The sequence below is a fragment of the Caulobacter sp. GW821-FHT12A07 genome (assembly GCF_058807655.1).
Map to the genome: position 1 here is coordinate 510,884 of NZ_JBXAQX010000003.1, position 23,912 is coordinate 534,795.

At 69.3% G+C, this 23,912-nt stretch carries 23 protein-coding genes and 1 riboswitch; of the genes, 15 read left to right on the top strand and 8 right to left on the bottom strand.

The window, feature by feature from the left end; genetic code table 11:
* Positions 1–47: 47 nt before the first annotated feature.
* Positions 48–248: riboswitch (cobalamin riboswitch) on the bottom strand.
* Between the two features lie 38 nt (positions 249–286).
* Both cobU and AC1RRS_RS09085 read left to right on the top strand, forming a co-directional pair.
* Entirely contained in the window at positions 287–802 is a 516-nt protein-coding gene (cobU, locus tag AC1RRS_RS09080; protein WP_492854873.1) for a bifunctional adenosylcobinamide kinase/adenosylcobinamide-phosphate guanylyltransferase, read from the top strand.
* 131 nt (positions 803–933) lie between these two features.
* Positions 934–1,290 carry a response regulator transcription factor gene (locus tag AC1RRS_RS09085; protein WP_487291572.1) on the top strand — a complete coding sequence of 119 codons (357 nt, stop codon included), beginning with the start codon at positions 934–936 and terminating at the stop codon, positions 1,288–1,290.
* On the opposite strand, the gene AC1RRS_RS09090 is transcribed toward AC1RRS_RS09085, so the two are convergent.
* Genes AC1RRS_RS09090 through AC1RRS_RS09105 form a run of 4 tightly spaced genes read right to left on the bottom strand, consistent with a single transcriptional unit; the run spans position 1,275 to position 3,206 of the window.
* Positions 1,275–1,415, bottom strand: a complete 141-nt coding sequence (locus AC1RRS_RS09090; RefSeq protein ID WP_487291573.1) for a hypothetical protein — start codon at positions 1,413–1,415, stop codon at positions 1,275–1,277. The two genes, AC1RRS_RS09085 and AC1RRS_RS09090, sit on opposite strands and share 16 nt — an antisense overlap.
* A 59-nt stretch (positions 1,416–1,474) precedes the next feature.
* Complete coding sequence (locus AC1RRS_RS09095) at positions 1,475–2,119, bottom strand: DUF1190 domain-containing protein (protein WP_492854874.1); 645 nt, start codon at positions 2,117–2,119, stop codon at positions 1,475–1,477.
* Positions 2,120–2,127: 8 nt separating this feature from the next.
* Entirely contained in the window at positions 2,128–2,541 is a 414-nt protein-coding gene (locus AC1RRS_RS09100) for a DUF350 domain-containing protein (RefSeq protein WP_487291575.1), read from the bottom strand.
* A gap of 26 nt (positions 2,542–2,567) precedes the next feature.
* Entirely contained in the window at positions 2,568–3,206 is a 639-nt protein-coding gene (locus tag AC1RRS_RS09105) for a YjfK family protein (RefSeq protein WP_110118567.1), read from the bottom strand.
* Between the two features lie 143 nt (positions 3,207–3,349).
* Here AC1RRS_RS09105 and AC1RRS_RS09110 point away from each other — a divergent pair, with 143 nt between their 5' ends.
* The 11 genes from AC1RRS_RS09110 to AC1RRS_RS09160 all read left to right on the top strand — a co-directional run bounded on the left by AC1RRS_RS09110 (position 3,350) and on the right by AC1RRS_RS09160 (position 14,499).
* Entirely contained in the window at positions 3,350–3,787 is a 438-nt protein-coding gene (locus AC1RRS_RS09110; RefSeq protein WP_110118568.1) for a YjfI family protein, read from the top strand.
* Between the two features lie 29 nt (positions 3,788–3,816).
* Complete coding sequence (locus AC1RRS_RS09115; protein ID WP_492854875.1) at positions 3,817–4,551, top strand: PspA/IM30 family protein; 735 nt, start codon at positions 3,817–3,819, stop codon at positions 4,549–4,551.
* A gap of 9 nt (positions 4,552–4,560) precedes the next feature.
* Positions 4,561–5,721: a glutathionylspermidine synthase family protein gene (locus tag AC1RRS_RS09120; protein ID WP_492854876.1), complete on the top strand. Its 1,161-nt coding sequence runs from the start codon at positions 4,561–4,563 to the stop codon at positions 5,719–5,721.
* Positions 5,722–5,890: 169 nt separating this feature from the next.
* Positions 5,891–6,061 (top strand): hypothetical protein, encoded by a 171-nt coding sequence (locus tag AC1RRS_RS09125; protein WP_198574898.1) that lies wholly within the window; start codon positions 5,891–5,893, stop codon positions 6,059–6,061.
* Entirely contained in the window at positions 6,061–6,243 is a 183-nt protein-coding gene (locus AC1RRS_RS09130; protein WP_110118570.1) for a DUF3606 domain-containing protein, read from the top strand. The genes AC1RRS_RS09125 and AC1RRS_RS09130 overlap by 1 nt, the downstream gene beginning before the upstream one ends.
* Positions 6,244–6,630: 387 nt before the next feature.
* On the top strand, positions 6,631–9,315 hold the full coding sequence (gene ppdK / locus AC1RRS_RS09135; protein ID WP_492854877.1) for a pyruvate, phosphate dikinase: 2,685 nt from the start codon (positions 6,631–6,633) through the stop codon (positions 9,313–9,315).
* Between the two features lie 257 nt (positions 9,316–9,572).
* A complete protein-coding gene (locus tag AC1RRS_RS09140) occupies positions 9,573–9,926 on the top strand; it encodes a MarR family winged helix-turn-helix transcriptional regulator (RefSeq protein ID WP_492854939.1) in 354 nt (117 codons plus the stop codon).
* Between the two features lie 9 nt (positions 9,927–9,935).
* Positions 9,936–11,945, top strand: coding sequence for an FUSC family protein (locus AC1RRS_RS09145; RefSeq protein ID WP_492854878.1), 2,010 nt, complete (start codon positions 9,936–9,938; stop codon positions 11,943–11,945).
* A complete protein-coding gene (locus AC1RRS_RS09150) occupies positions 11,942–12,142 on the top strand; it encodes a DUF1656 domain-containing protein (RefSeq protein WP_110118573.1) in 201 nt (66 codons plus the stop codon). The genes AC1RRS_RS09145 and AC1RRS_RS09150 overlap by 4 nt, the downstream gene beginning before the upstream one ends.
* Before the next feature lie 6 nt (positions 12,143–12,148).
* Positions 12,149–13,051: an efflux RND transporter periplasmic adaptor subunit gene (locus AC1RRS_RS09155; protein WP_492854879.1), complete on the top strand. Its 903-nt coding sequence runs from the start codon at positions 12,149–12,151 to the stop codon at positions 13,049–13,051.
* Positions 13,048–14,499, top strand: coding sequence for an efflux transporter outer membrane subunit (locus tag AC1RRS_RS09160; protein WP_492854880.1), 1,452 nt, complete (start codon positions 13,048–13,050; stop codon positions 14,497–14,499). The genes AC1RRS_RS09155 and AC1RRS_RS09160 overlap by 4 nt, the downstream gene beginning before the upstream one ends.
* A gap of 955 nt (positions 14,500–15,454) precedes the next feature.
* Here the strand turns inward: AC1RRS_RS09160 and AC1RRS_RS09165 are convergent.
* Positions 15,455–16,774, bottom strand: coding sequence for an Hsp70 family protein (locus AC1RRS_RS09165; protein ID WP_492854881.1), 1,320 nt, complete (start codon positions 16,772–16,774; stop codon positions 15,455–15,457).
* A gap of 153 nt (positions 16,775–16,927) precedes the next feature.
* On the opposite strand from AC1RRS_RS09165, the gene AC1RRS_RS09170 reads away from it, so the two are divergent.
* Positions 16,928–18,748, top strand: a complete 1,821-nt coding sequence (locus AC1RRS_RS09170; protein WP_492854882.1) for a methyl-accepting chemotaxis protein — start codon at positions 16,928–16,930, stop codon at positions 18,746–18,748.
* 3 nt (positions 18,749–18,751) lie between these two features.
* On the opposite strand, the gene AC1RRS_RS09175 is transcribed toward AC1RRS_RS09170, so the two are convergent.
* The gene (locus tag AC1RRS_RS09175; protein WP_492854883.1) at positions 18,752–18,991 is read right to left on the bottom strand and encodes a hypothetical protein; all 240 of its coding nucleotides are present in this window, start codon (positions 18,989–18,991) and stop codon (positions 18,752–18,754) included.
* 103 nt (positions 18,992–19,094) lie between these two features.
* Between AC1RRS_RS09175 and AC1RRS_RS09180 the strand changes: the two genes are divergently transcribed.
* Positions 19,095–20,273, top strand: coding sequence for a BaiN/RdsA family NAD(P)/FAD-dependent oxidoreductase (locus AC1RRS_RS09180; RefSeq protein WP_492854884.1), 1,179 nt, complete (start codon positions 19,095–19,097; stop codon positions 20,271–20,273).
* Positions 20,274–20,321: 48 nt separating this feature from the next.
* On the opposite strand, the gene AC1RRS_RS09185 is transcribed toward AC1RRS_RS09180, so the two are convergent.
* Both AC1RRS_RS09185 and AC1RRS_RS09190 read right to left on the bottom strand, forming a co-directional pair.
* Entirely contained in the window at positions 20,322–22,493 is a 2,172-nt protein-coding gene (locus AC1RRS_RS09185) for a DEAD/DEAH box helicase (protein ID WP_492854885.1), read from the bottom strand.
* 321 nt (positions 22,494–22,814) lie between these two features.
* Complete coding sequence (locus AC1RRS_RS09190; protein WP_110121881.1) at positions 22,815–23,855, bottom strand: substrate-binding domain-containing protein; 1,041 nt, start codon at positions 23,853–23,855, stop codon at positions 22,815–22,817.
* Between the last annotated feature and the right edge of the window lie 57 nt (positions 23,856–23,912).

Here is a 23,912-nt window from a genome sequence, read left to right on the forward strand (position 1 = left end):
CGTCGCCATGCGGGAAGACCCGATCGTACGGCGCACCCCGGCCGGACGAAGGACGACCGCGACAGGCAGGTCTCCTGGCTCGCGGGTCATCGTTGCTGCGCGTCGCCTTCCCAGCTCTCTTCCGAAGAACAGACCCAGTGGCATGTGACGCGCGAACTCGCCGCTTACAGTTGCGGGGGCAGCCCGGGTTTCACACCCGAGTTCCCTTTTCATCCTCTTTGGGAGGAACCTGTCGCGTCGGCTGGACTATAGGGTGCGCCGCACACCGTCAATCTGGAGTTCCCCGTTGTCACTGACCCTGGTTCTAGGCGGCGCCCGCTCGGGTAAGAGCGCTTTCGCGCAAGGGGCGGCCGAGGCGAGGGCCGCCGCGGTCGGCGTCCGACCGGTCATGATCGTCACCGCCCAGGCCTTCGACGCCGAGATGGAGGAACGCATCGCCCGCCACCAGGCCGATCGCGGCCAGGCCTGGACCACCCTGGAGGCGCCCTTCGATCTCGTTTCGGCCTTGCGCGGCCTGCCGCCGGGCGGCGTGGCGGTGATCGACTGCCTGACCCTTTGGTTGACCAACCTCATGCTGGCGGAAAAAGATCTCTCGACCGAAGCGGCAGCGCTGGTCGCGGCGGCCTCGGCCTTCGACGGCGAGCTCTGGCTGGTGTCCAACGAGGTCGGCTGGGGCGTCGTGCCCGACAACGCCTTGGCCCGCAGGTTCCGCGACGAGGCGGGACGGCTGCATCAGGCCCTGGCGGCCGCCGCCGACGCCGTCGAACTGGTCGTCGCCGGACTAAGCCTGCGGATGAAGTGATTCCCGACGCTCTCGCCCCGATTGCTCAACTTTCGGCGATGCGACGATTGCGCACGCAGACACCGGGGGCGCAGGCATGGTTAAGACCTATTTACACATTCGAATTCACTTAATTCGACGGGCGGGCTGCCATGCGACGGATCCTCATCGCCGAAGACGACATGCTGCTTGGCGGCGTCTACGAGGTCCTGCTGGAAGAGGCGGGGTTCGAGGTGCTGTGGAGCCGTGACGGCCAGGAAGCGCTGGAAGCCTTCGACGCCTTCGCGCCCGACCTGCTGATCACCGACAACGCCATGCCGCGCATGACGGGCGCCGAACTGATCCGTTCGCTCGAAGGGCGGGGGACGCCGGTGCTGATGGTCTCGGCCAGCGATCCGAGCGTGCTGCAGGTCGAGCCCGACCAGTGGCTCGAAAAGCCGGTGACGCCGGCTCGGCTGCTGTCGGCCGTGCGCGCCATGCAGCGCGCGGGCGTTCAGGCCGCGGCCTGAAGTCCCACCGCCACGGCTGTCGCGAACAGTCCAAGTCCCAGACCCCAGGCGGCGCAGAAGGCCAGGGTGGGGTGGCGCTGCCACCAGCGCGGCTGGGGAACCCCCGTGATGGTCTTGTCGGTCATGCGGTCGCCTCGCGTGGTCGTCGAAGAACCAACGCGAGACGCCCCGCCTTCAGTTCCCTCTAGCCGCCGAAGCCGCGCGAGCCGCCGCCGAAGCCGCCGCGCGAGATGACGCTGCTGCGGCTCTGCACGCGGGTCGGGGCCTCGTAACGCGACGGGGCGTCGAAGCTGTCGGTGCGCACCCGGCTGCGGCCGGTCAGGTAGTCGCGCGACACCGGATAGCCCGAGCCGCTGTAATAGGTGCCGTCGCGGTCGCGATACATCGGCGCGCCGCGATAGCCGCGGTTGCTCATGCCTTCCAGCGCCTGGCCGATGATGAAGCCGGTCAGCAGCGGGGTGAAGAAGCTGCCGCCGCCGTTGGCCTGGCTGCGCGGCACGCACTGGTCGACGCCGTAGCGCTCCTCGCAGCTCTGCTGGTCGGAGAACTTGGGCGCGTTCTCGGCGCTGGCCTTCTGGGCCTCGTCATAGGCCGTCTGGCACTGGTCGGCCGTGAAGTCGCCCGAGGCCTTGCACTCGTCGAGATTGGCGAAGCTGGAGGCGTCGACCTTCTTGCCCGAGACGGCCGCGGGGGGATCGCCCCACTGGGTGGCCGAGCCGGGATCGTCGCACGCGACCAGGGTGAAGGCCGAGCCGGCCATCAGGCCCGTCAGGGCCACGGCGCTCGAGCGCTTGCGGCGGCGGGACGGGGCGGGGGAGTGGGCGTTCATGTCCGGCCTCACGAGGTCATGCAGGCGGCGTTCAGCAGGCCGACGGCCAGCGAGATCGAAGCCAGATAGACGCCGGCGGCGACCTCGGCCTTCTCGATCCGGTCGATCAGGTCCTTCAGCACCGTGAACCGCACCAGGGTGAAGGCGGCGATCTGGATGACGGCGGCCAGCAGGGCCCAGGCGGCGAACTCCAGCAGGCTGACGGTGTGGCTGAGCGCGGAAGCCAGCGGCAGCACGTAGCCGACCACGGCGCCGCCCAGGGCGATGGCGGCGGCGACGTTGCCCTCGCGGATCAGCTTGGCCTCGTTGTAGGGCGTCACCGCCTGGTAGACGATCTTGAAGATCACCGTGAACACGCCGGCGGCGACGAAGGCCACCAGGAAGGCCAGGGCGCTTTCGCCGAAGGCTTGGACGTCGAACATCTCTAGTTTCCCCTATGGACCGTGGTTCAGGCGCGGAATTCGCCGACTTCGAGCGGCACGCCGATCATGGTTTCGAACGAGACCTCGCGGTCCTCGGTCTCCATCTCGATGGCCAGCAGCAGTTCGCGCCCCTCGCCCGGAAGATCGCGGGCGAACAGCATGCAGGTCTGGAAGATCCGCCGGTCGGGAATCCCGTCCCGGTCGTCGTGCAGGTCTTCCCAGAAGGTCACGGGCTCCTGGCTCTCGGCCTCCTCGCCGAACCAGAAGCGGTGGTATTCGGGCAGGCCGGCGGGCGTGAAGGTCCGGGCGCGCAGGCGCTTGCCCCAGGCGTCGCGATCGGCGCGGCTGCCCGGATAGGCGCTGTCCCAGGGGACGAACAGGGTGACGTCGGTCAGGCGCTGACCCTCGCGGTCGTCGGAGACCGCCTGAAACATCACGTGGTCGTCGGTGTAGAACCGGTGCACGAAGCCGCCGTCCTTCAGGTCCACCAGGCCCTGGGCGGTGATTTCCAGCGTGTCGTGGTCGAGCGGGAACTTGCTGTCGGCGCCGAAGCGCTTCCAGGCCAGAGGGTCCAGCCAGACGGTCCGCCCCAGCGTCACGTTGCGGATGGCGGGCAGGGCCGACTCGGGAGCGGGCTCCTTGCGGCCGAATAAGCGACTGAACATGGCTGGTCCCTGAAAGAACGCTCCCTCATGTACGGCGCCAGCCTGCGCTGTAAAAGGGGCCATGCTCGCTCTCGACGACTGGCCTTCGGTCTCCCATCTTGTATGAAACGGCCAAGATGGCCCGTGAAGAGGATGACGACCCGATGAGTCAGACGCCCTGGACTGTCCGCTCCCTGAAGGCGGCCCTGGACGAAGCGCCCGGCGTGGGCGCCGACGAGCTGAGCGTGCGGGTGCTGGAAGGCTCCGATCCGATCCTGCTGGTCACCATGCACTGGCAGGGCGACCTCGAGATCTATGTCAGCGTCAGCGACCAGCAGATCGCCGCCTCGGCCCTGCTGTGGCCCGTCGACGAACAGGAAGACCGCCACGCCTTCAACGAATTCCTGCTGAAGGCCCAGAAGCTGGTGCCGCTGTCGAACTTCGGCATCAGCGCCGTCGGCGGCCGCGACTACTACGAGCTGTTCGGCGAGCTTTCGACCACGACCTCGATCGAGGATATCGTCATCGAGCTGCGCACCCTCGCCGAAAACGCCATCGAGGCCGCCTCGGACCTGCGTACTTCGTTCTCCACCGCCGCCTGACCCTAACCGAAATTTCCCGGAGCCCTCCGATGTCCATCTGGCGCAAGCTGTTCACCCTGGGTCGCGCCGGCGCCCACGAAGCCACGTCCGCCGTCGTCGACGCCAACGCCATCCGCATTCTCGACCAGGAGATTCGTGACGCCGACACGGCCCAGGCCAAGGCGCGCGACAACCTGGCCACCCTGGTCGCCCGCCGGCGCATCCAGGAGAACGACGTCAAGAGCCTGCGCGAGCAGGTCGCCAAGTACGAGAACTCGGCCCGCGCCGCCGTCACCAAGGGCGACATGGACCTGGCCCGCCAGGTGGCCCAGCGCATCGCCGACCTCGAAAGCGACATCGCGCTGAAGGAGCCGCAGATCGGCGGCATGCGCGAGGCCGAGGACCAGCTCCACACCGCCATCGCCGCCACCGACCGCCGCATCGACACGCTCAAGCGCGAAGTCGAGGTCGTGAAGGTCAATGAGTCGGTGCAGCGCGCCCAGGCCGCCGTCACCGCCCGCGGCGCGGGCGCCGGCGCGTCCCTCGGCTCGGCCGCCGACAGCCTGGCGCGCATCAAGGAGCGCCAGATGGTCCGCGGCGAGAAGATCAAGGCCGCCGGCGAACTGGAAGACCGCCGCACCGGCGCGGATCTCGACGAGAAGCTGCGCGTGGCCGGCATTCTGCCCGGCCAGTCGTCGGCCGACGACATCCTGGCCCGCCTCGCGCCGCAGCGGGCTCCGCTGCAGATCGAGGACAAGGCCGCCGACGGTTCGAAGACCGAATAGGACGCAAGCGTGCGCCGTCTTTCCCTGACCCCGCGCCCAGACTGGCGCGAGAAGGCCGAAGCCGTCGGCTTCGTCTACCACCACACCGGCGGACAGGCCTATTGGGACGAGGGGACGGCGTACGCCTTCACCCTGCGCGAGATCGAGGAAGACCTGGAGCCGGCCGCGGCCCAGCTTCACGACCTGTGCCTGGATCTCGTCGACGAGGCCGTCGCCAGCGAAGAGCTTCTCGAGAAGCTGGCGATCCCGCCCGAGCACTGGGACTTCGTCGCCGCCTCCTGGCGCGCCAAGGAGCCGTCCCTCTACGGACGGTTCGATTTCGGCTATGACGGCTCCGCGCCGCCCAAGCTCTACGAGTACAACGCCGACACCCCCACCAGTCTGTTCGAGGCCGCCACCTTCCAGTGGCTGTGGCTCGAGGATCTGCTGGCGCAAGGAACGCTGCCGGCCGGGACCGACCAGTTCAACAGCCTGTTCGAGGCCATGCGCGAGCGCTTCGGCGTGCTGTTCCCCAAGGGCGGCTTCGTGCATTTCGCCAGCGACGCCGACGCCGTCGAGGACCGCCAGACGGTGCGCTTCCTCGAAGACCTGGCGTCCCAGGCCGGCCTGGATCCCAAGTTCGTGGCCATGGACGCCATCGGCCTGAACGAGGAGGGCCAGTTCGTCGACACCGACGGCTACCTGCTGCAGGCGGCGTTCAAGCTCTATCCCTGGGAAGACATGCTGCGCGAGCCCTACGCGGCCAACCTCGCGACAGCGAAGGTCCGCTGGCTGGAGCCGCCGTGGAAGGCGATCCTGTCCAACAAGGCGATCCTCCCGCTGCTGTGGGAGCGCCACAAGGGCCATCCCAACCTGCTGGAAGCCTATTTCGAGGGCGACCCGGCCGCCGCCAATCTCGGCGCCAACTATGTGCGCAAGCCGCTGTTCTCGCGCGAGGGCGCCAATGTCGAGATCGTCGGGGCGGGCGCCGAGCCGGTGCTCGACCAGGGCTACGGAGCCGAGGGCGCGATCGTCCAGGCCTTCCACCCGCCGCCCAGCTTCGACGGCAGGCATCCGGTGGTCGGCGCCTGGATCGTCGGGGCCGAGCCCGTCGGCATGGGCATCCGCGAGGACGACAGCCAGGTCACCAAGAACCTCGCGCGCTTCGTGCCGCACATCATCGAGGGCTGAGGTCTGGCCCGAACCGGGCTGGCTTCTCTCCCCGTAAAATCCCCGCGAAAGCGGGGACCCAGGCTTTTTCTGAAACGCGGGGCGCTAAACGATAAAACACCTGGGCCCCCGCTTTCACGGGGGATTTACGGATGTGGGGGAGGGCGAGGCTCGTGCTAGGCTCCCCCAAATGAGCGACTCCAACGACGACGGCCCGCCGGGCGAGACCCCGATCCAGCGCGCCCTGCGACTCAAGCAGGCGGCGCTGGCCGCCCGTCCCAAGCCGCCGCGCGGCGGTCGCTTCCAACGTGAGCAGGCCAACCGTATCGCGGCCGGCTCCTCCAAGCCGTGGAACAGCTGATGGCCGGTCTCAAGGACAAGCGTGGCTTCATCGACAAGGAGCGCCTCGATCTCTCCGAGCGCCAGGCCGTCGAATATTGGATGAAGCGCTGGGGCGTCACCCGCGACCAGCTGACCGCCGCCCACCGCAAGGTCGGCAAGATGACCAAGGACATCGCCGCCGAGCTCGGCAAGAAGCGCTGAGCGGCGAGGGGCGCTCGCCCCCTCGCTGGCCCCATGAGTCCGTCCCGCGACTCCCGCTGTGCGATCACAATCCAAATCGGCGACGCGCGGTGGTCGTCCGCCAGTCCCGAAAAGGCGGCGTGATTGTCCGTGTGGCGACGTTTCGTGCCTTTGAAATGGCGAGCGCCGTCAAACTGTGATCAAGACAACGTTGTCATAGCAATGATTTGCTGAATTCTTGGCAAAACTGCGGGAACGCAAAGCGCAGGTGGACGCGTTCTTGGCCAAAATGCTAGGGAGGCCACGGATATTGCACTGCGGGATTCAAGAACGCGGTCATGTTCCAGGGCGAGACGACCCCGATAGAGGGCGCGGCCTTTTTTCACTTTATCGCAGGGTGAATTCAAAATGCCGGTTGAGACGCTGACGAAGTCCCTTTGGGTCTATTCGTTCGGGGGAGGCGGCGCCGATGGCGACGCTTCGATGAAGAACCTCCTTGGAGGGAAGGGCGCGAATCTCGCTGAGATGTCGTCGCTGGGCCTGCCCGTTCCGCCTGGCTTTACGGTCACCACCGAGGCCTGCGTCCACTATTACAGCAACGGCAAGCAGTACCCGGCCGAGCTGGCCGGGCAGGTCGCCGCGGGCCTGGCCAAGGTGGAAGCCATCACCGGCAAGCGCTTCGGCGACGTGACCAACCCGCTCCTGGTGTCGGTGCGCTCGGGCGCTCGCGCCTCGATGCCGGGCATGATGGACACCGTGCTGAACCTGGGCCTCAACGACGAGACCGTCGAGGGCCTGGCCAAGCTGTCGGGCGACCGCCGCTTCGCCTACGACAGCTACCGCCGCTTCATCCAGATGTACTCGAACGTCGTGCTCGACCTGGAGCACCACATGTTCGAGGAGATCCTCGACGACCATAAGGACCGCCTCGACGTTCATGTCGACACCGGCCTCACCGCCGACGACTGGGCCGCGGTCATCAAGGACTACAAGGCCGCCGTCCAGAACGAGCTGGGCAAGCCGTTCCCGCAGGACGCCCAGGAGCAGCTGTGGGGCGCCGTCGGCGCCGTGTTCGCCAGCTGGATGAACGACCGCGCCAAGTTCTATCGCCGCATGCACGACATCCCCGAAAGCTGGGGCACGGCCGTCAACATCCAGTCGATGGTGTTCGGCAACATGGGCGACACCTCGGCCACGGGCGTGGCCTTCACCCGCAACCCGTCGAACGGCGACAACCGCCTCTACGGCGAGTTCCTGATCAACGCCCAGGGCGAGGACGTCGTCGCCGGCATCCGCACCCCGCAGTCGCTGACCAAGGCCGCCCGCGAAGAGATGGGCGACACCTCGCCGTCGATGGAAGAGGCGATGCCGACCGTCTTCCAGCAGTTCAAGACCGTGGTCGAGACGCTGGAACGCCACTACCGCGACATGCAGGACATCGAGTTCACGGTGGAGCAGGGCGTGCTCTACATGCTGCAGACTCGCAACGGCAAGCGCACCGCCAAGGCCGCGCTGAAGATCGCCGTCGACATGGCCGCCGAAGGCGTGATCAGCAAGGAAGAGGGCGTTTCGCGCGTCGAGCCGGCCTCGCTGGACCAGCTGCTGCACCCGACCATCGACCCGGCCGCCCATCGTGACGTCGTCACCGTCGGCCTGCCGGCCTCGCCCGGCGCGGCCACCGGCAAGATCGTCTTCGACAGCGACGAGGCCGAAAAGGCCGCGGCCAATGGCGAAGCCGTCATCCTCGTTCGCGAAGAGACCTCGCCGGAAGACATCCACGGCATGCATGCCGCCCGCGGCATCATCACCGCCCGCGGCGGCATGACCAGCCACGCCGCCGTCGTGGCGCGCGGCATGGGCCGTCCCTGCGTCTCCGGCGCCGGCGACGTGTCGATCTTCGCCAAGGAAGGCCTGTTCCGGGCCAAGGGCCGCGAGTTCAAGGCCGGCGAGATCATCACCATCGACGGCTCCACCGGCGAGATCCTGGCCGGCGCGCCGAAGATGATCGAGCCCGAGCTGACCGGCGACTTCGCCACCCTGATGGGCTGGGCCGACCAGGTCCGCCGCCTGAAGGTGCGCGCCAACGCCGAGACGCCGCTCGACGCCAAGACCGCCCGCCAGTTCGGCGCCGAAGGCATCGGCCTGTGCCGCACCGAGCACATGTTCTTCGACGACACCCGCATCGCCGCGGTGCGCGAGATGATCCTGGCCGACGACGAGGCCGGTCGCCGCACGGCCCTGGCCAAGATCGCGCCCTTCCAGAAGGCCGATTTCGTCGAGCTCTTCACGATCATGGAAGGCCTGCCGGTCACCATCCGCCTCCTCGACCCGCCGCTGCACGAGTTCCTGCCGCACACCGAGGAAGACGTGCAGGCCGTGGCCCAGGCCACGGGTCTCGACGCCGCCAAGCTGCTGCGCCGCGCCAAGGAGCTGCACGAGACCAACCCCATGCTCGGCCACCGCGGCTGCCGCCTGGGCGTCTCCTATCCCGAGATCTACGAGATGCAGGTCCGGGCCATCGTCGAGGCCGCCTGCGAGATCGCCAAGTCGGGCAAGGCCGCGCCGGTGCCGGAAATCATGCACCCGCTCGTCGCCAAGGGCGAGGAGATGAAGTACCTGCGCGAACTGACCGACCGTGTCGCCAAGGCGGTGCTGGCCGAGCAGGGCGTCGATCTGAAGTACACCGTCGGCACCATGATCGAACTGCCGCGCGCCGCCCTGCGGGCCGGCGACCTGGCCGCCAACGCCGAGTTCTTCAGCTTCGGCACCAACGACCTGACCCAGACGACGTTCGGCATCAGCCGCGACGACGCCGGCAAGTTCCTGGGCGCCTATATCGACAAGGGCATCTTCGAAAAGGACCCCTTCGTCAGCCTCGACCAGGAAGGCGTCGGCGACCTGATCCGCATCGCCGCCGAGCGCAGCCGGGCCGTGCGTCCGGACGCCAAGCTCGGCATCTGCGGCGAGCATGGCGGCGATCCGGCCTCGATCGCGTTCTGCGAAAAGGTTGGCCTCGACTACGTCTCCTGCTCGCCCTACCGCGTGCCGATCGCCCGCCTGGCGGCGGCGCAAGCGGCCCTGGCCGGGAAGTAGGGGAGGGGGTCTCCCCCTCACACTGCGACAACTTGAAACGGCCCCGCTCCACGAGCGGGGCCGTTTTTCGTCATTCGCCCGCTTGCACGAATATCGATAGGAAGCTATCTAAATAGATAGCAAGCTACCTATCGTTCTTCGAGCATCGTTCCATGACCGACGTCCGCATCCTCAGCGAGCGCACCTTCACCGGCGCCATCCTGCGCCTGGCGCGCATCTACCGCCGCGAGGTCAACCGCGCCCTGGCCGAGCACGGCCTGTCCGACGCCCGCGCCCTGCCGGTGCTGCACATCGCCCGCGCCGGCGGCGGCATGCGCCAGGGGGTTCTGGCCGAGGAACTGGGCGTGGAAGGGCCGTCCCTGGTCCGCGTGCTCGACCAGCTGTGCGCCGCCGGCCTCGTCGAGCGCCGCGACGACCCGGCCGACGGCCGCGCCAAGACCCTGCATCTCACCCCGGACGGCCAGGCCCTGGCCGTGATCGCCGAAGACACCGTCCAGGCCGTCCGCTCGCGCCTGCTGGTCGGGGTCAACGACGAGGACCTCGCCGCCACCCTGCGCACCTTCGCCGCCTTCGAGGCGGCGCTGGAAGCCGCCAACGGGCAGGGGGCTTAAGTCCCCGCCATGCCCAAGTTCGATCGGTGGACGCTGCTGTTCTCGCTGAACAGCTTCGTGGCCGCCATGCTCGCCCTCTGGATCGGTTTCGCCGTCGGCCTGCCGCGTCCGTACTGGGCCATGACCACGGCCTATATCGTCAGCCAGCCCCTGGCCGGCGCGGTGCGCTCCAAGGCGCTCTACCGCGTGCTCGGCACCATGCTGGGCGGCGCGGCCGCCGTCGCCCTGGTGCCGGCCCTGGTCAATGCGCCCGTCCTGCTGTGCCTGGCCCTGGCCCTGTGGGTCGGCGGCTGTCTGGCCGTCTCGCTGCTGGACCGCACGCCGCGCAGCTACGTTCTCATGCTGGCCGGCTACACCGCCGCCATCATCGGCTTTCCGGCCGTCAGCCAGCCGTCCGCCATCTTCGACCTGGCCGTCTGGCGCGTGGTCGAGATCGGCCTGGGCATCGTCTGCGCCACCCTGGTTCACAGCCTCGTTTTCCCCCGCCCGGTCGGCACGGTGCTGCGCGCCCGCCTGACCACCTGGCTGGGCGAGGCCGACCGCTGGGCGCTCGACGTCCTGAAGGGCGTCGACGCCCAGGCCTTCGCCCGCGACCGCCGCCATCTCGCCGCCGCCGCCAGCGAGATCCAGATGCTGGCCGTCCACCTGCCGTTCGACACCTCTCGCCTGCGCGAGACCACCGGCGTCGTGCGGGCTTTGCACGAGCGCCTGCTGATCCTCATCCCGCTGCTGTCGGGCCTGTCCGACCGCATGCTGGCCCTGAAAGACGTCCGCGACCCGGCCGCCCGCCAGGCCCTCGACGCCGTCGTCGCCTGGATCGAGGCCGGCGCCACGCGCGGCCCCGGGCTGGAGCTGATAGACCACCTGCGCGCCGAGGCCGCCACCCGCCGCGGCGGCGACTGGAACGCCCTGCTGGTCGAGAGCCTGCTGGTGCGCCTGGCCGAAACGGTCCAGGCCCTGGCCGAGGGCCACGCCCTTATGGTTCGCTTCGAGAACCCCGGCGCGCCGCTGTCGCCGGCTCTGGCCGCCGCCACGCTCACGGCCGCCCGCCGCCGCATGCACAGCGACTTCCCGCTGGCGCTCCTGTCAGGAGCAGCCGCCGCCATCGCCGTCCTGCTGTCCTGCGCCCTCTGGATCGTCTCCGGCTGGGGCGACGGCGCCTCGGCCCCGGTCATGGCGGCGGTGTTCTGCTGCTTCTTCGCGGCCATGGACGACCCCGTGCCGGCCATCCGCAGCTTCGGGATCTTCACCCTGGTCTCGCTGCCGCTGTCGGCGCTCTACATGTTCGCCGTGCTGCCGGCCATCGACGGCTTTCCGCTGCTGGTCCTGACCCTGGCCCCGCCGCTGCTGTTCATCGGCCTGTTCATTCCCAACCCCAAGACCATGGGGGCGGCGCTCGCCGTGCTGATGGGCTTCTGCAACGCCATGGCCCTGCAGGAGACCTTCAGCGCCGACTTCGCCAGCTTCCTGAACGTCAATCTGGGCCAGTTCGTCGGCCTGGGCGCGGCGATCTTCGTCACCGCCGCCATGCGCTCGATGAGCATCGACGCCGGCGCCCGCCGCCTGCTGTCGCGCACCTGGAAGGGTCTCGCCCGCCTGGCCCGCGCCCGCAACGCCCCCGAGCCCGCCGCCTTCGCCGCCACCCTGGTCGACCGCCTGGGTCTGCTGACTCCCAAGCTCGCCGCTGTCGGTGAACGCCATGACCTGGTCGGCGTCGACGTCCTGCGCGACCTGCGTGTCGGCATGAACCTCGTCGCCGTCCAGGGCGCGCGGGGCGAGGTCTCGGGTCCGGCCCGCGCCAGCCTCGACGCCGTGCTCGACGGGATCGGCGACCACTACGCCGCCCTGTCGGCCGGCCGCCGCCAGCCGCCGCACGCCGACCTGCTGGCCTGTCTCGACCAGGCCCTGACCCGCATGGGCCAGACCGTTTTCGTACCGGGCGGCGTCACCGGCCTCGTCGGCCTGCGCCGCAACCTCTTCCCCGACGCCCCCGCCTTCAATCCGGAGCCCGCCGCATGATCGGCGAATACAACATCGACGGCGTCTTCCTGTCGTCCGTCCTCGTCTCGGCCGTGGCCGCCCTGGCCGCCACCTTCGTGCTGCGCCGCGTGCTGTCCTGGACCGGCGCCTACCGCCTCGTCTGGCACCCGGCGCTCTTCGACACCGCGCTTTTCGTCATCCTCTGGGCCGCCGCCGTGGCCCTCGTCCGTCCGTAAGAAACCATGCCCCAGCTCAAGACCATCCTCCCCCAAGCCGGCCGCGTCGCGGTCACCCTGGCCGTCGTCGCCGTCGCCGGTATCGGCGGCAAGCGCCTCTGGGACCACTACCAGGTCGATCCCTGGACCCGTGACGGCCGCGTCCGCGCCGACATCGTCCAGGTCGCCCCCGACGTCTCGGGCCTGGTGACCGACGTCCAGGTGGTCAACGACCAGACCGTCAAGGCCGGCCAGCCGCTGTTCTATGTCGACCGCGACCGCTACGCCCTGGCCGTCCGCCAGGCCGACGCCGCCGTCGCCGCCCAGAGGGCGCAACTGGCCCAGGCCCGCCGCGAACTGGCCCGCAACCGCCTGCTGGGCGACCTCGTCGCCGGCGAGGTCACCGAGCAGAGCCTGGCCAAGGTCGAGCAGGGCCAGGCCGCCCTGGCCCAGGCGCAGGCCGCCCGCGATCTGGCGGCCCTGAACCTCAAGCGCACCCTGGTCACTGCGCCGACCGACGGCTTCCTGTCGGACCTCACCCTGCGCACCGGCGACTACGTCACCGCCGGCAAGCCGGTGCTGGCCCTGATCGACAGCCGCTCGTTCCGGGTCGAGGGATACTTCGAGGAGACCAAGCTCAAGGGCCTGCGCGTCGGCCAGAAGGTCGATGTCCGCGTCATGGGCGAGGACCGTCCGCTGCACGGCCACATCCAGTCGATCGCCGCCGGCATCGAGGACCGCGACCGCGTTTCGGGCGCCAGCCTGCTGCCCAACGTCAACCCGACCTTCAGCTGGGTGCGCCTGGCCCAGCGCGTGCCCGTCCGCGTCGCGCTGGACGAGACCCCGAAGGACCTGCGCCTGATCGCCGGCCGCACCGCCACCGTCGCGGTGCTGGGCCAAGGCGTGCGGGCTACGGGGGCGAAGCAATGAGCACGCTCCGCACCCTCGGCGCGGCCGCCTCGCTGCTGGCCCTGGCAGCCTGTACGACCGTCGGCCCCGACTACAAGCGCCCCGACGTCGCCAAGATCAACGAACCGGCCGCGCAAGGCGCGTTCATGGGCGCGACCAGCGCCGCCGTCAGCCAGGACCCGGTCCCCGACGGCTGGTGGAAGCTCTATGACGACGAGACGCTGAACGGCCTCGTGCAGGAGGCGCTGAGCGCCAACACCGACCTGCGCGTGGCCGCCGCCAACCTGGCCCGGGCCCGCGCCGTGGCCGGCGAGGCCGACGACGCCGGCGGCTTCTCGGCCGGCGCCTCCGCGGCGGCGATGCACGCCCGCGAGTCCGGCGAGCAGTACCTGCTGACCGAGCCCCTGCCGGTCGAGAACCTGGCCGACGCCGGGGTCAAGGTCTCCTACCAGGTCGATCTGGTCGGCCGGCTCAAGCGCGCCGCCGAGGCCGCCCACGCCGACGAAGACGCCAGCCAGGCGGCCCTGGATCTGGCCCGCGTCAGCGTCGCCGCCGACGTCGCCCGCGCCTATGTCGAGGCCTGCTCGTCCGGCCACGAGATCCACGTCGCCGAACAGACGCTGGACCTTCAGCGCAAGAGCCTGGACGTCACCAACCGCCTGATCGCCGCCGGTCGCGGCACGGCGCTGGACGCCACCCGGGCCCGCGCCCAGGTCGAGCTGCAGCGCGCCGCAATCCCGACCTTCGAGGCCCATCGCAAGGCCGCGCTCTACAAGCTGGCCGTCCTGACCGGCAAGCCGCCCGCCGAGTTTCCGAAAGCTGTCGAAGCCTGCGCCTCGCCACCGAAACTGTCCCAGCCCCTGCCGGTCGGCGACGGCGCGGCGCTGCTCAAGCGTCGTCCGGACGTCCGTCAGGCCGAACGCACCCTGGCCGGCGCGACGGCCCGCATCGGCGTCGCCCGTGGCGCGCTCTATCCGAACATCAGCTTTGGCCTGGGCGCGGGCACGACGGGCCTGCTCGCCGATCTCGGTCAGCCCGCCGCCAACCGCTGGAGCCTGTCGGGCCTGGTCTCCTGGACCCTGCCGGGCGAGGGCGAGCGCGCCCGCATCCGGGGCGCCGAGGCCGGCGCCGATGGGGCCCTGGCGAAGTTCGACGGCGTGGTGCTGAACGCCCTGCGCGAGACCGAGACCAGCCTCACCGCCTACGCCCACGAACTCGACCGCAACGCCGCCCTGCGCGCCGCCCGCGACGAGGCCGACAAGGCCGAACGCCAGGCCGCCACCCTCTACAAGGCCGGCCGCACGCCCTACCTGCAGGGCCTCGACGCCCAACGCACCCTGGCCGGCGCGGAGGCGGCGCTCGCAGCTTCGGACGCCGCCGTGGCCGCCGACCAGGTCAACCTCTTCCTGGCGCTCGGCGGCGGCTGGGAGAACGCGCCAGCAGTGAAGGTGGTGCAGGCCCAACGCTAGCCAAGATCCTCCCCCTTTGGGGGAGGTGGCCCGAAGGGCCGGAGGGGGGACGGTTTCAGCTTCCGCAGGGCTGGCCGGCCTTTCCTCTCCAACCCGCCACCGTAACAAACAAAACTCGCCTCCCTCGCCCTCGTGGCGAGGGTCCATGCCAGCGACCGCTCAGACCTCTACCGTCCTGCAAAGGCCTGAGCGGCTGAACGATGGATCCTGGGCACAAGGCCCAGGAAGGCGGAGTTGGGGTGGCCTTACGCACACCATTCACCCGACGTAATCGGAAAAGAGTCCAGCGAACTCAAAGCCCTACAACTTTATAACCCCAAGTTATCCTCCCCCACTCAAGTCACCCCATAATCAAAGCCATCCCAGCCATGGGGAGGGCTCTTGGTACCGGCCCGAGTTAGCGGCTGTGGATCGCATCGAGCGGGGCCGCTTGGGGCGTCATGGGAAGGGCGGGTTTGCAGGATCGCTCAGAAGGCGTGATTGGGCCGCCAGCCGTTCCGTGACGAGACTTGCGGGTCGACAGGGTCGGGATCGTTTCAAACCGGCCTAACAGGATCAGCCGAGGCGCCGCCGGATCACCGCGGGGCTATTGGTCCTGCCCGTCCGAGGGACAACCGGGTCCAGGGTTGAAAAAGCACCCGCGCCCCCGGTCCTTCGAGCCTACGATGCGGCGGAGCGGTCAGACGAAGCCGAAACGCTAAACCACATCACGGTCTCCGGGCTCCGCCCGGCCGCTCCGCGCCTCCCCATCAACTTTCGTGAGTTTTCACGGGAGGCCGTACCGCCGTGCCCTCTCCCCTTGCGGGAGAGGGTGGCCTCCGAAGGAGGTCGGGTGAGGGGTCTCTCAGATCTCAACACCGCGTGCGGCGGTCAGATCGGGCGGGGCGTCTCCCATCTGAGAGACCCCTCATCCGTCGGCCTTCGGCCGCCACCTTCTCCCGCAAGGGGAGAAGGATCAGCCGACGCGTTCGCTCCAGAGATCCAGATCCGCCTCATGCCCGATCAGCGCCAGGCCCGAGGCGATCGACTCGAACTCGCCGCCGCTCTCGATGCGTTCGGCCCCGAACCGCCGCAGGAAGATCTCGCGCACCGCCGGCACGAACGACGAGCCGCCGGTCAGGAACACCCGGTCCACCCCGTCGGCCGAGAGCCCCGAACGCTCCAGCGCCTGGTCTACGGCCGTCTCGATCGCCTTCAGCTCCGGGGCGATCCAGGCCTCGAACTCGGTCCGCGCCACCTCGCGCTCGATCTCCACCGAGCCGGCCTTGAACGAGAACAGCGCGCTGTCCTGGCTCGACAGCGCCTCCTTCAGGCCCGAGACCGAGCGGTAGAGGGCGTAGCCGTGGTTATCGTCCAGCACCTCGATCAGCCGGCTGATCTTCTCCGGCTCGACCGCCGTGCGCTCCAGGGCGCGGATGTCGCGCATGTCCTTGGAGGCCCGCAGCATGGCCAGCTGGTCCCAGCGGGCGAAGGCGGTGTAGTAGCGCTGCGGGATCGGCAGGCGGCTGGACATGGCCTTGTAGAGGCTGCCCTTGCCGAGCTCCGGCGAGACGACGTTGTCGATGATCCGGTAGTCGAAGGCGTCGCCGGCCACGCCGACGCCCGAACGGGCCAACGGAACCGAGCGCAGCTGGCCCTCATGGCGCTCGAACCGCACGATCGAGAAGTCGCTGGTGCCGCCGCCGAAGTCGGCCACCAGCACGGTGGCGTCTTCCTTCAGCTGGCGGGCGAAGAAGAAGGCCGCCCCGACCGGCTCGTGGGCGTAGCGAATGTCGGAGAAGCCCAGGCGCTCGAACGCCGCCTCGTAGCGGCGCAGGGCCAGGGCCTCGTCGGGATTGCCGCCGGCGAAGGTCACCGGTCGGCCGACGATCACCCGCGGCGGCAGGTCGCTCATCTGGCCGCCGGCATGATCGCGCAGCTTGAACAGGAACGCGGCCAGCAGGTCCTCGAACAGGTAGCGGCGGTCGAGAATCTTGGTCTCGGTGAAGGCCGCGCTCGCCGCGAAGGTCTTGAACGACTGGACGAAGCGCGTCTCCAGCGGGTCTTCGACATAGGCCTCGATGGCCCAGGGGCCGGCCTCGATGACGCGCTCGGTCGGGCGGCCGTCGGGACCGGCGACCGAATGGAAGCTCAGCGCCGAGCGGAAGGCGAAGATGTCCTTCTCGCCGACGGGGAAGCGCACCAGGCGCGCGGGACCGCCGCCGTCGGCGATGGCGACGACGGTGTTGGTGGTGCCGAAATCGATGCCGATCGTCGGCTGGACGGCGGACGTCATGGGAAAGCTCGGGCCGGGGAGGGGCCGTGCGTCCTACAGCCATCAGCGCGGGGGTCAAGCGACTTAACGGGGTTTTTACGCCGCAGTCGAAAAACTGGGTTCGGCAACCGTGAATCCGGCGCGGACTTAGACAACATCCGGGGGGAAACAGACATGAAGCTCGACGATCTCAAGATCGCCTCGAAGGTCGCCCTGCCGGCCGTCGTGCTGGGCGCGGCTGTGCTGGCCTGCACGGGCCTGGGCGTCTGGCAGCAGAAGAGCCTGGACGCGGCCACCAGCCGCCTCGTCGAGCACCGCGCCCCCGCCGAGGTGCAGTCGGCGCGCTTCAGCCGCCGCCTCGCCATGATGGGCCACGCCGCCCATCGCACCGTCACCTATGACGGCGGCTCCCAGCAGGCCCAGGCCGCCTCCAAGGAACTCGACAAGGTCTATGGCGAAGGCAAGGACAGCCTGGCCAAGATGACCGGCTTCGACCCCGCCGTCGCCGAGAAGACCGAAGGCTTCGCCGCCCGCATCGACGCCCTGTACGGAGATGCGCGGGCCGCGGCCGACAAAGGTTTGTCCAATGATGACACCGGTGCCATGTCGCATCTGGCGGCCATGGATCCTGCCATCGATGGCTTGGCCAAGGACGTGAAGGCCTGGGGCGACGGCTATCACGAGCAGACCGACGCCATGGTCGCCGCCGCCCGCTCCAAGGCCGAGCGCGGCGTGCTGCTGACCCTGCTGTTCGGCGTCGCCGCGGCGCTGGGCGGGGTCGCCTTCGCCTTGTGGATCGGGGCGGTGAAGATCTCGCGTCCGGTGGCGGGCCTGTCGCGGGCGATGAGCGATCTTGCCGAAGGCCGGCTGGAGGTCGCCGTGGCCGGCGACGCCCGTCGCGACGAGGTCGGGCAGATGGCCCGCACCGTCCAGGTGTTCAAGGACAACGCCTTGGCCCTGAAGTCCGCCCAGGCCGAGCAGGCCCGCACCCGCGCCGCCGGCGACGAGGAGCGCGGCCGCAACGAACAGGCGCGCGAGGCCGCCGCCAGCGAGCAGGCCTTCGTCATGGAGCGGATCGCGCAGGGCCTGTCGCGCCTGTCGCGTGGCGACCTGACCGTGCGCGTCGCCGAGGCCTTCCCCGACGGCTATCGCCAGCTGCGCGACGACTTCAACGCCGCCATGGGCCACCTCGACGAGGCCATGGGCCAGATCCTGTCGGCCGTCGACGGCATTGGCCGAGGCTCCGACGAGATCGCCGCCGCGGCCGACCACACAGCCCGCCGCAGCGAGCAGCAGGCCGCCAGCCTGGAAGAGACCGCCGCCGCCCTCGACGAGATCACCGCAACCGTCCGCCGCGCCTCGCAGGGCGCCGGTGAGGCCGCTCGGGTGGTCGGCTCGGCCCGGGGCGAGGCCGAGCGCTCGGGGCAGGTGGTGCGCGGCGCGGTCGAGGCCATGACCGGCATCGAGACCTCCTCGCGCCAGATCGGCCAGATCATCGGCGTCATCGACGAGATCGCCTTCCAGACCAATCTCCTGGCCCTCAACGCCGGCGTGGAGGCCGCCCGGGCGGGCGAGGCGGGGCGCGGCTTCGCGGTCGTCGCCCAGGAGGTCCGGGCGCTCGCCCAGCGCTCGGCGGACGCCGCCAAGGAGATCAAGACCCTGATCTCGACCTCGGCCCGCCAGGTCGACGAGGGCGTCAAGCTGGTCGGCCAGACCGGCGAGGCGCTGGAAGGCATCGTCTGCAAGGTCGGCGAGATCGACGCCCTGGTCCGTGAACTGGCGGCCTCCGCCGGCGAACAGGCCACCGGCCTCAACGAGGTCAATGCGACCGTGAACCAGATGGACCAGGGCGTGCAGCAGAACGCCGCCATGGTCGAAGAAGCCAACGCCGTCGCCCACGCCCTGAAGAGCGAGATCGCCGGGCTGGTCGAGATGACGGAACGCTTCCGGGTGTCCGGTGCGGGGCAGGCGCGCGGCTACCGCATGGCGGGGTAAGGGTCAGCGTTCGCGGGCGGCTAAACGAGCTTCAACGTTTGCACGGAGCTCTGCCATGACTTCCTCGACGGAGTAGGAAACGCCGGTACGCTCATATTCTTCGAGGGACTCAATGGCTTCGACCCAGTCATCACCGATAGCGTTGAGGGCGAAGGCTTCGGGCGTCACGCCGGCCGCTTCAGCGGCGAGGCGAAGGCGCTCGGCGCGTTCGGGATCGAGATGGATGTCAGCGCCGTCGGCCATGAATGAAGGATCGCTCCGGCGAAGCGGGGCGTCAACGTTCGGTTCGCATTGACTTTTCCTCCGCGCGCCCGTCCTTGGCGCGCTCACTTGGAAGGGCCGGATCTTGGAACAGTTCGACGTCGTGGTGCTGGGGGCCGGCGCGGCCGGCATGATGTGCGCCATCGAGGCCGGCAAGCGCGGGCGCTCGGTGCTGATCGTCGACCACGCCAAGGCGCCGGGCGAGAAGATCCGCATCAGCGGCGGCGGTCGCTGCAACTTCACCAACATGGGCGCGACGCCGGCCAACTTCCTGTCGGCCAATCCGAAGTTCTGCGTCTCGGCCCTGCGTCGTTATCGGCCTACCGACTTCATCGCGCTGGTCCGCAAGCACGGCATCGATTTCCACGAAAAGACCCTGGGCCAGCTGTTCTGCGACGACTCCGCCAAGGACATCATCGCCATGCTGCTCGACGAGATGGAGCAGGCCGGCGTCGTGCTGCGGCTGGAGACAAGCGTCGAGGGCGTGGCCAAGAACGGCGAGGGCTTTGTCGTCACCCTGTCGAGCGGACCCGTCGCCTGCGCCTCGGTGGTGGTCGCCACCGGCGGCAAGTCGATCCCGAAGATGGGCGCGACGGGTCTGGGCTACGAGATCGCCCGTCAGTTCGGCCTGGCCATCGTCGAGACCCGGCCGGCGCTGGTGCCGCTGACCTTCGAGGCCCGCACGCTGGAGCGTCTTTCGCCGCTGTCAGGCGTCTCGGTCGACGCCGTGGTCAAGAGCGGCAAGACCAAGTTCCGCGAGGGGATGCTTTTCACGCACCGGGGCCTGTCGGGGCCGTCGATCCTGCAGATCTCGTCCTACTGGCGCGAAGGCGGCGAGATCGTCGTCGACATGGCGCCAGGGACCGACGTCTTTTCGACCTTGAAAGCCGAACGCTCGATCAACGGCCGGCGTGCGCTGCATACGGTGCTGGGCGAGATCGTGCCCAAGCGCCTGGCCCAGAAGATCGTCGAGGACGAGGGCGTGACCGGCAACATCGCCGACTGTTCGGACAAGGTGCTGGCCCGCGTCGCCGGGGTCGTGAGCGCCTGGACCTTCAAGCCGGTGGGCTCGGAAGGCTATCGCACGGCTGAAGTGACGCTGGGCGGTGTCGACACCGACGGTCTGGATTCGCGCAGCATGGCGGCCAAGACCGTGCCTGGGCTCTACTTCATCGGCGAGGTCGTCGACGTCACCGGTTGGCTGGGCGGGTATAACTTCCAGTGGGCCTGGGCGTCGGGTTGGTGCGCGGGGCAGGCGGCCTAAGAAAAGCCCCTCAGTCGCTGGGCGACTGAGGGGCTTTTCTTAGGCGGACTATTTCTTCTTGAACGGCTTGGGCTTGCCGGCGAAGTCGCTCTTGCCCTTGAAGGGCTTGGGACCCTTGAACGCCGGCTTGTCGCCGAAGGCCGGCTTGGCCTTGTAGGGCTTGGCCGGGGCGTCGCCGAACGCCTTGGGCGCGCGAGGCTTGTATTCGCGCGGGCCGTCGGCGTTGTCACGGCCCTCGGCGCGCGGCTTGTAGGCCCGCTTCGGCGCGCCGTCGCTTTCGGTCGGCGAATAGGGACGCGGAGCGGCGTCGCGATCGCGCGGCTTGAAGTCGCGGGGCTTGTCGTCCCGCGGCGGACGCGGCTTGTATTCGTCCTTGGGCTCTTCGCCACGGCCATACGGCTTGGCGCCGCTTACGCCGTCGCGGTCGTAGCCGCCCGGACGCGGGGTGTGGTCGCGCGAACCCGGGGCGTTGGCGCGGGGGCCGCGCGGCGCGTCATCGTAGTTGCGCGGCGGACGCGGGGCGCGCGGAGCGTCGCCGTCGAACTCGCGACGCGGGCCGCGCGGAGCAGGCGCGGCGGTCGGGGTGATCGAGACGTCTTCGCGAACGGTCGACTGGACCGCCGCGCCGAACTTCACCGCCGCCTCGGCCGAGATCTCGAACTTGGTGTCGTAGTCGAAGATCCGGATCGAGCCGATGTCCTTCTTGGTGATGTGGCCCTGGCGGCAGATCAGCGGGATCAGCCACTTGGGATCGGCGTTGCCGCGACGGCCGACGCTGATGCGGAACCACTCCGAGCCGTCCATGCTGGTGCGCGGTTCGCGCTCGGGACGGTCGCCGAAATCGCGCGGGGCGAAGTCGCGGTCGCCGCGGGGTTCGCGCGAACGCGGACCCGGATCGGCGCCGTGGCGCGGGTCGTCGTAGATTTCTTCCGGCGCCGGCAGCTTGGCGCGACGGGTGCGGATCAGGGCGGCGGCGATCTCGGTCGGGGTGCGCTTGGCCAGCATGGCTTCGGCCAGGGCCAGGTCTTCCTCGTTCGAGGCCTCGGCGAAGATCGGGTCGTCGAGCAGGCGCTCGGTGTCCTTGGCGCGGATCTCGTCGGCGCTCGGGGCGCCGCCCCAGACGCCTTCGACGCCGGCCGCGAACAGCAGCTGTTCGGCCTTGCGACGGCGGGTGTAGGGCACGACGAGCGCCGAGACGCCCTTCTTGCCGGCCCGGCCGGTGCGGCCCGAACGGTGCAGCAGGGTCGCCTTGTTGACCGGCAGTTCGGCGTGGATGACGAGGCCGAGGTCCGGCAGGTCGAGGCCGCGGGCGGCGACGTCGGTGGCGACGCAGACGCGGGCGTGGCCGTCGCGCAGGGCCTGCAGGGCGTCGGCGCGTTCGCGCTGGCTCAGTTCGCCCGACAGGCCGACGACGTCGAAGCCGCGCTCACGCAGCTTGCTGTGCAGCGAGCGGACGCTTTCGCGGGTGTTGGCGAACACCAGGGCGCCGGGGCTTTCGAAATAGCGCAGCAGGTTGACGACGGCGTGCTCGGTCTCGTTCGGCGCCACGCGCACGGCGCGGTACTCGATGTCGCGGTGCGGCTCGTTGCGGTCGATGGTGTCGATGCGCAGGGCGTCGGTCTGGTAGTTCTTGGCCAGGGCGATGATGTCGCGCGCCAGGGTGGCCGAGAACAGAAGGGTGCGGCGATCGGCCGGGGCGGCGTCGAGGATGAACTCGAGGTCTTCGCGGAAGCCCATGTCGAGCATCTCGTCGGCCTCGTCGAGGACGGCGACCTTCAGCTCGGACAGATCCAGGTGGCCGCGTTCGATGTGGTCGCGCAGGCGGCCCGGGGTGCCGACGACGATGTGGGCGCCGAAGTTCAGGGCGCGCTGCTCGCGACGGGCGTCCATGCCGCCGACGCAGTTGACGACGGTGGCGCCGGCCTGGGCGTAGAGCCACTCCAGTTCGCGATTGACCTGCATGGCCAATTCGCGGGTCGGGGCGATGACCAGGGCCATCGGCAGGCCGGCCTTGGGCAGGCGCTCGGCGTCGCCCAGCAGGGTCGGGGCGGCGGCCAGGCCGAAGGCCACGGTCTTGCCCGAGCCGGTCTGGGCGCTGACCAGCAGGTCGCGGCCTTCGGCGTCGGCTTCCAGCACGGCGGCCTGGACGGGGGTGGGCTCAGCGTAACCTTGAGCGGCGAGAGCCCGCTCAAGAGCGGGGTGAGAGGCGGGGAAGGGCATGTCGGTCCAGTTCGATTCTGCAGGCGGCGGCACACAAAAACGCCCGCGGCCTGCGCCACGACCAAATTACGACCCCGATGTCCCGGACCCGTCTGATTGGTCACTTGTCATGAAAATAAACTCCTCCGGTCGTCAAAACGAGGCGCTCGGGCGACCGAGGAAGTTTGGAAAGGCGCGTTAAGACGCCAATCTGCCTCGAAAGGCAAGAGCCGGCGGATAATTAGCCCCCACTGCGGCGCTTTGGCCGCAGCGTTTGGTTAAACGAAAACGCCCCGCCCGGATGGTCCGGACGGGGCGCCGTTCAGGTGATGCGCGGCGCGATCAGCTCTTGGGCGGAGCCATGTTCGGCAGCTTGCTGGCCGTGGCCTTGTTGGCTTCGTGCTGGGCGGGCGGCAGCGGGATCAGGCCGCGGCCTTGCAGGTAGCCGCCACGGCCGGTGGCGGCGTCGGAGACGAACTCGGCCAGGTATTCCTTCAGGCCCGGGGTCACGCCGACCTGGCCCTTCTTGACGTAGATGTAGAGCGAGCGCGACAGCGGGTAGCTGCCGTTGGCGATCGCCTGCGGGGTCGGCTTCACGCCGTTGACCGCCGCGCCCTTGATGACGTTGGCGTTCTCTTCGAGGAACGAGAAGCCGAACACGCCCAGGGCGCCCGGGGTCTTGGTCAGGGTGCCGACGATGGCGTTGTCGTTTTCGCCGGCGTCGATCCAGCCGCCGTCCTTGCGCAGCGGGTCGATCTTGGCCTTGAAGGCCTTCTCGTCGCTGTCGTGCAGCGACTTGGCGGTCGGGAACTTCTTGGCGCCGTTCTCGATGGCCAGCTCGACCCAGGCGTCGCGGGTGCCCGAGGTGGGCGGCGGGCCGTAGACCAGGATGCGGTTGGCCGGCAGGCCGGCGCCCACGTCCTTCCAGGTCTTGTACGGGTTGGCCACGAACTGGCCGCCGCGCAGGGCGTTCTGGGCCAGGCCCAGATACAGGTGCTCGAGCTTGAAATTGTAGTCGGGCGACTTCTTGTCCATCGCGATGACGATGCCGTCGAAGCCGATCTTGATCTCGACGATGTCCTTGACGCCCTTGGCCTTGCAGGCCTCGAACTCGGACTTCTTCATCGGACGCGAGGCGTTGGCGATGTCGGGGAAGCCCTCGCCCATGCCGCCGCAGAACATCTTGATGCCGCCGCCGGTGCCCAGGCTCTCGACCTTGGGCGACTTCTTGCCGGTCTTCTTGGCGAAGTTCTCGGCGACGCGGGTGCTGAACGGGAAGACGGTCGAAGAGCCGGCGGCCCAGACGTAGTCACGGGCGGCGTGGGCGCTGGGCGCCAGGGCCAGCAGGCCGAGCGCGGCGGCGGCTCCGAGGAAGGCTTTCATGGACGACATCCTGATGGTCGGCTTGGGGCCACGGGAATCATTGGACGCGTTGAAGGA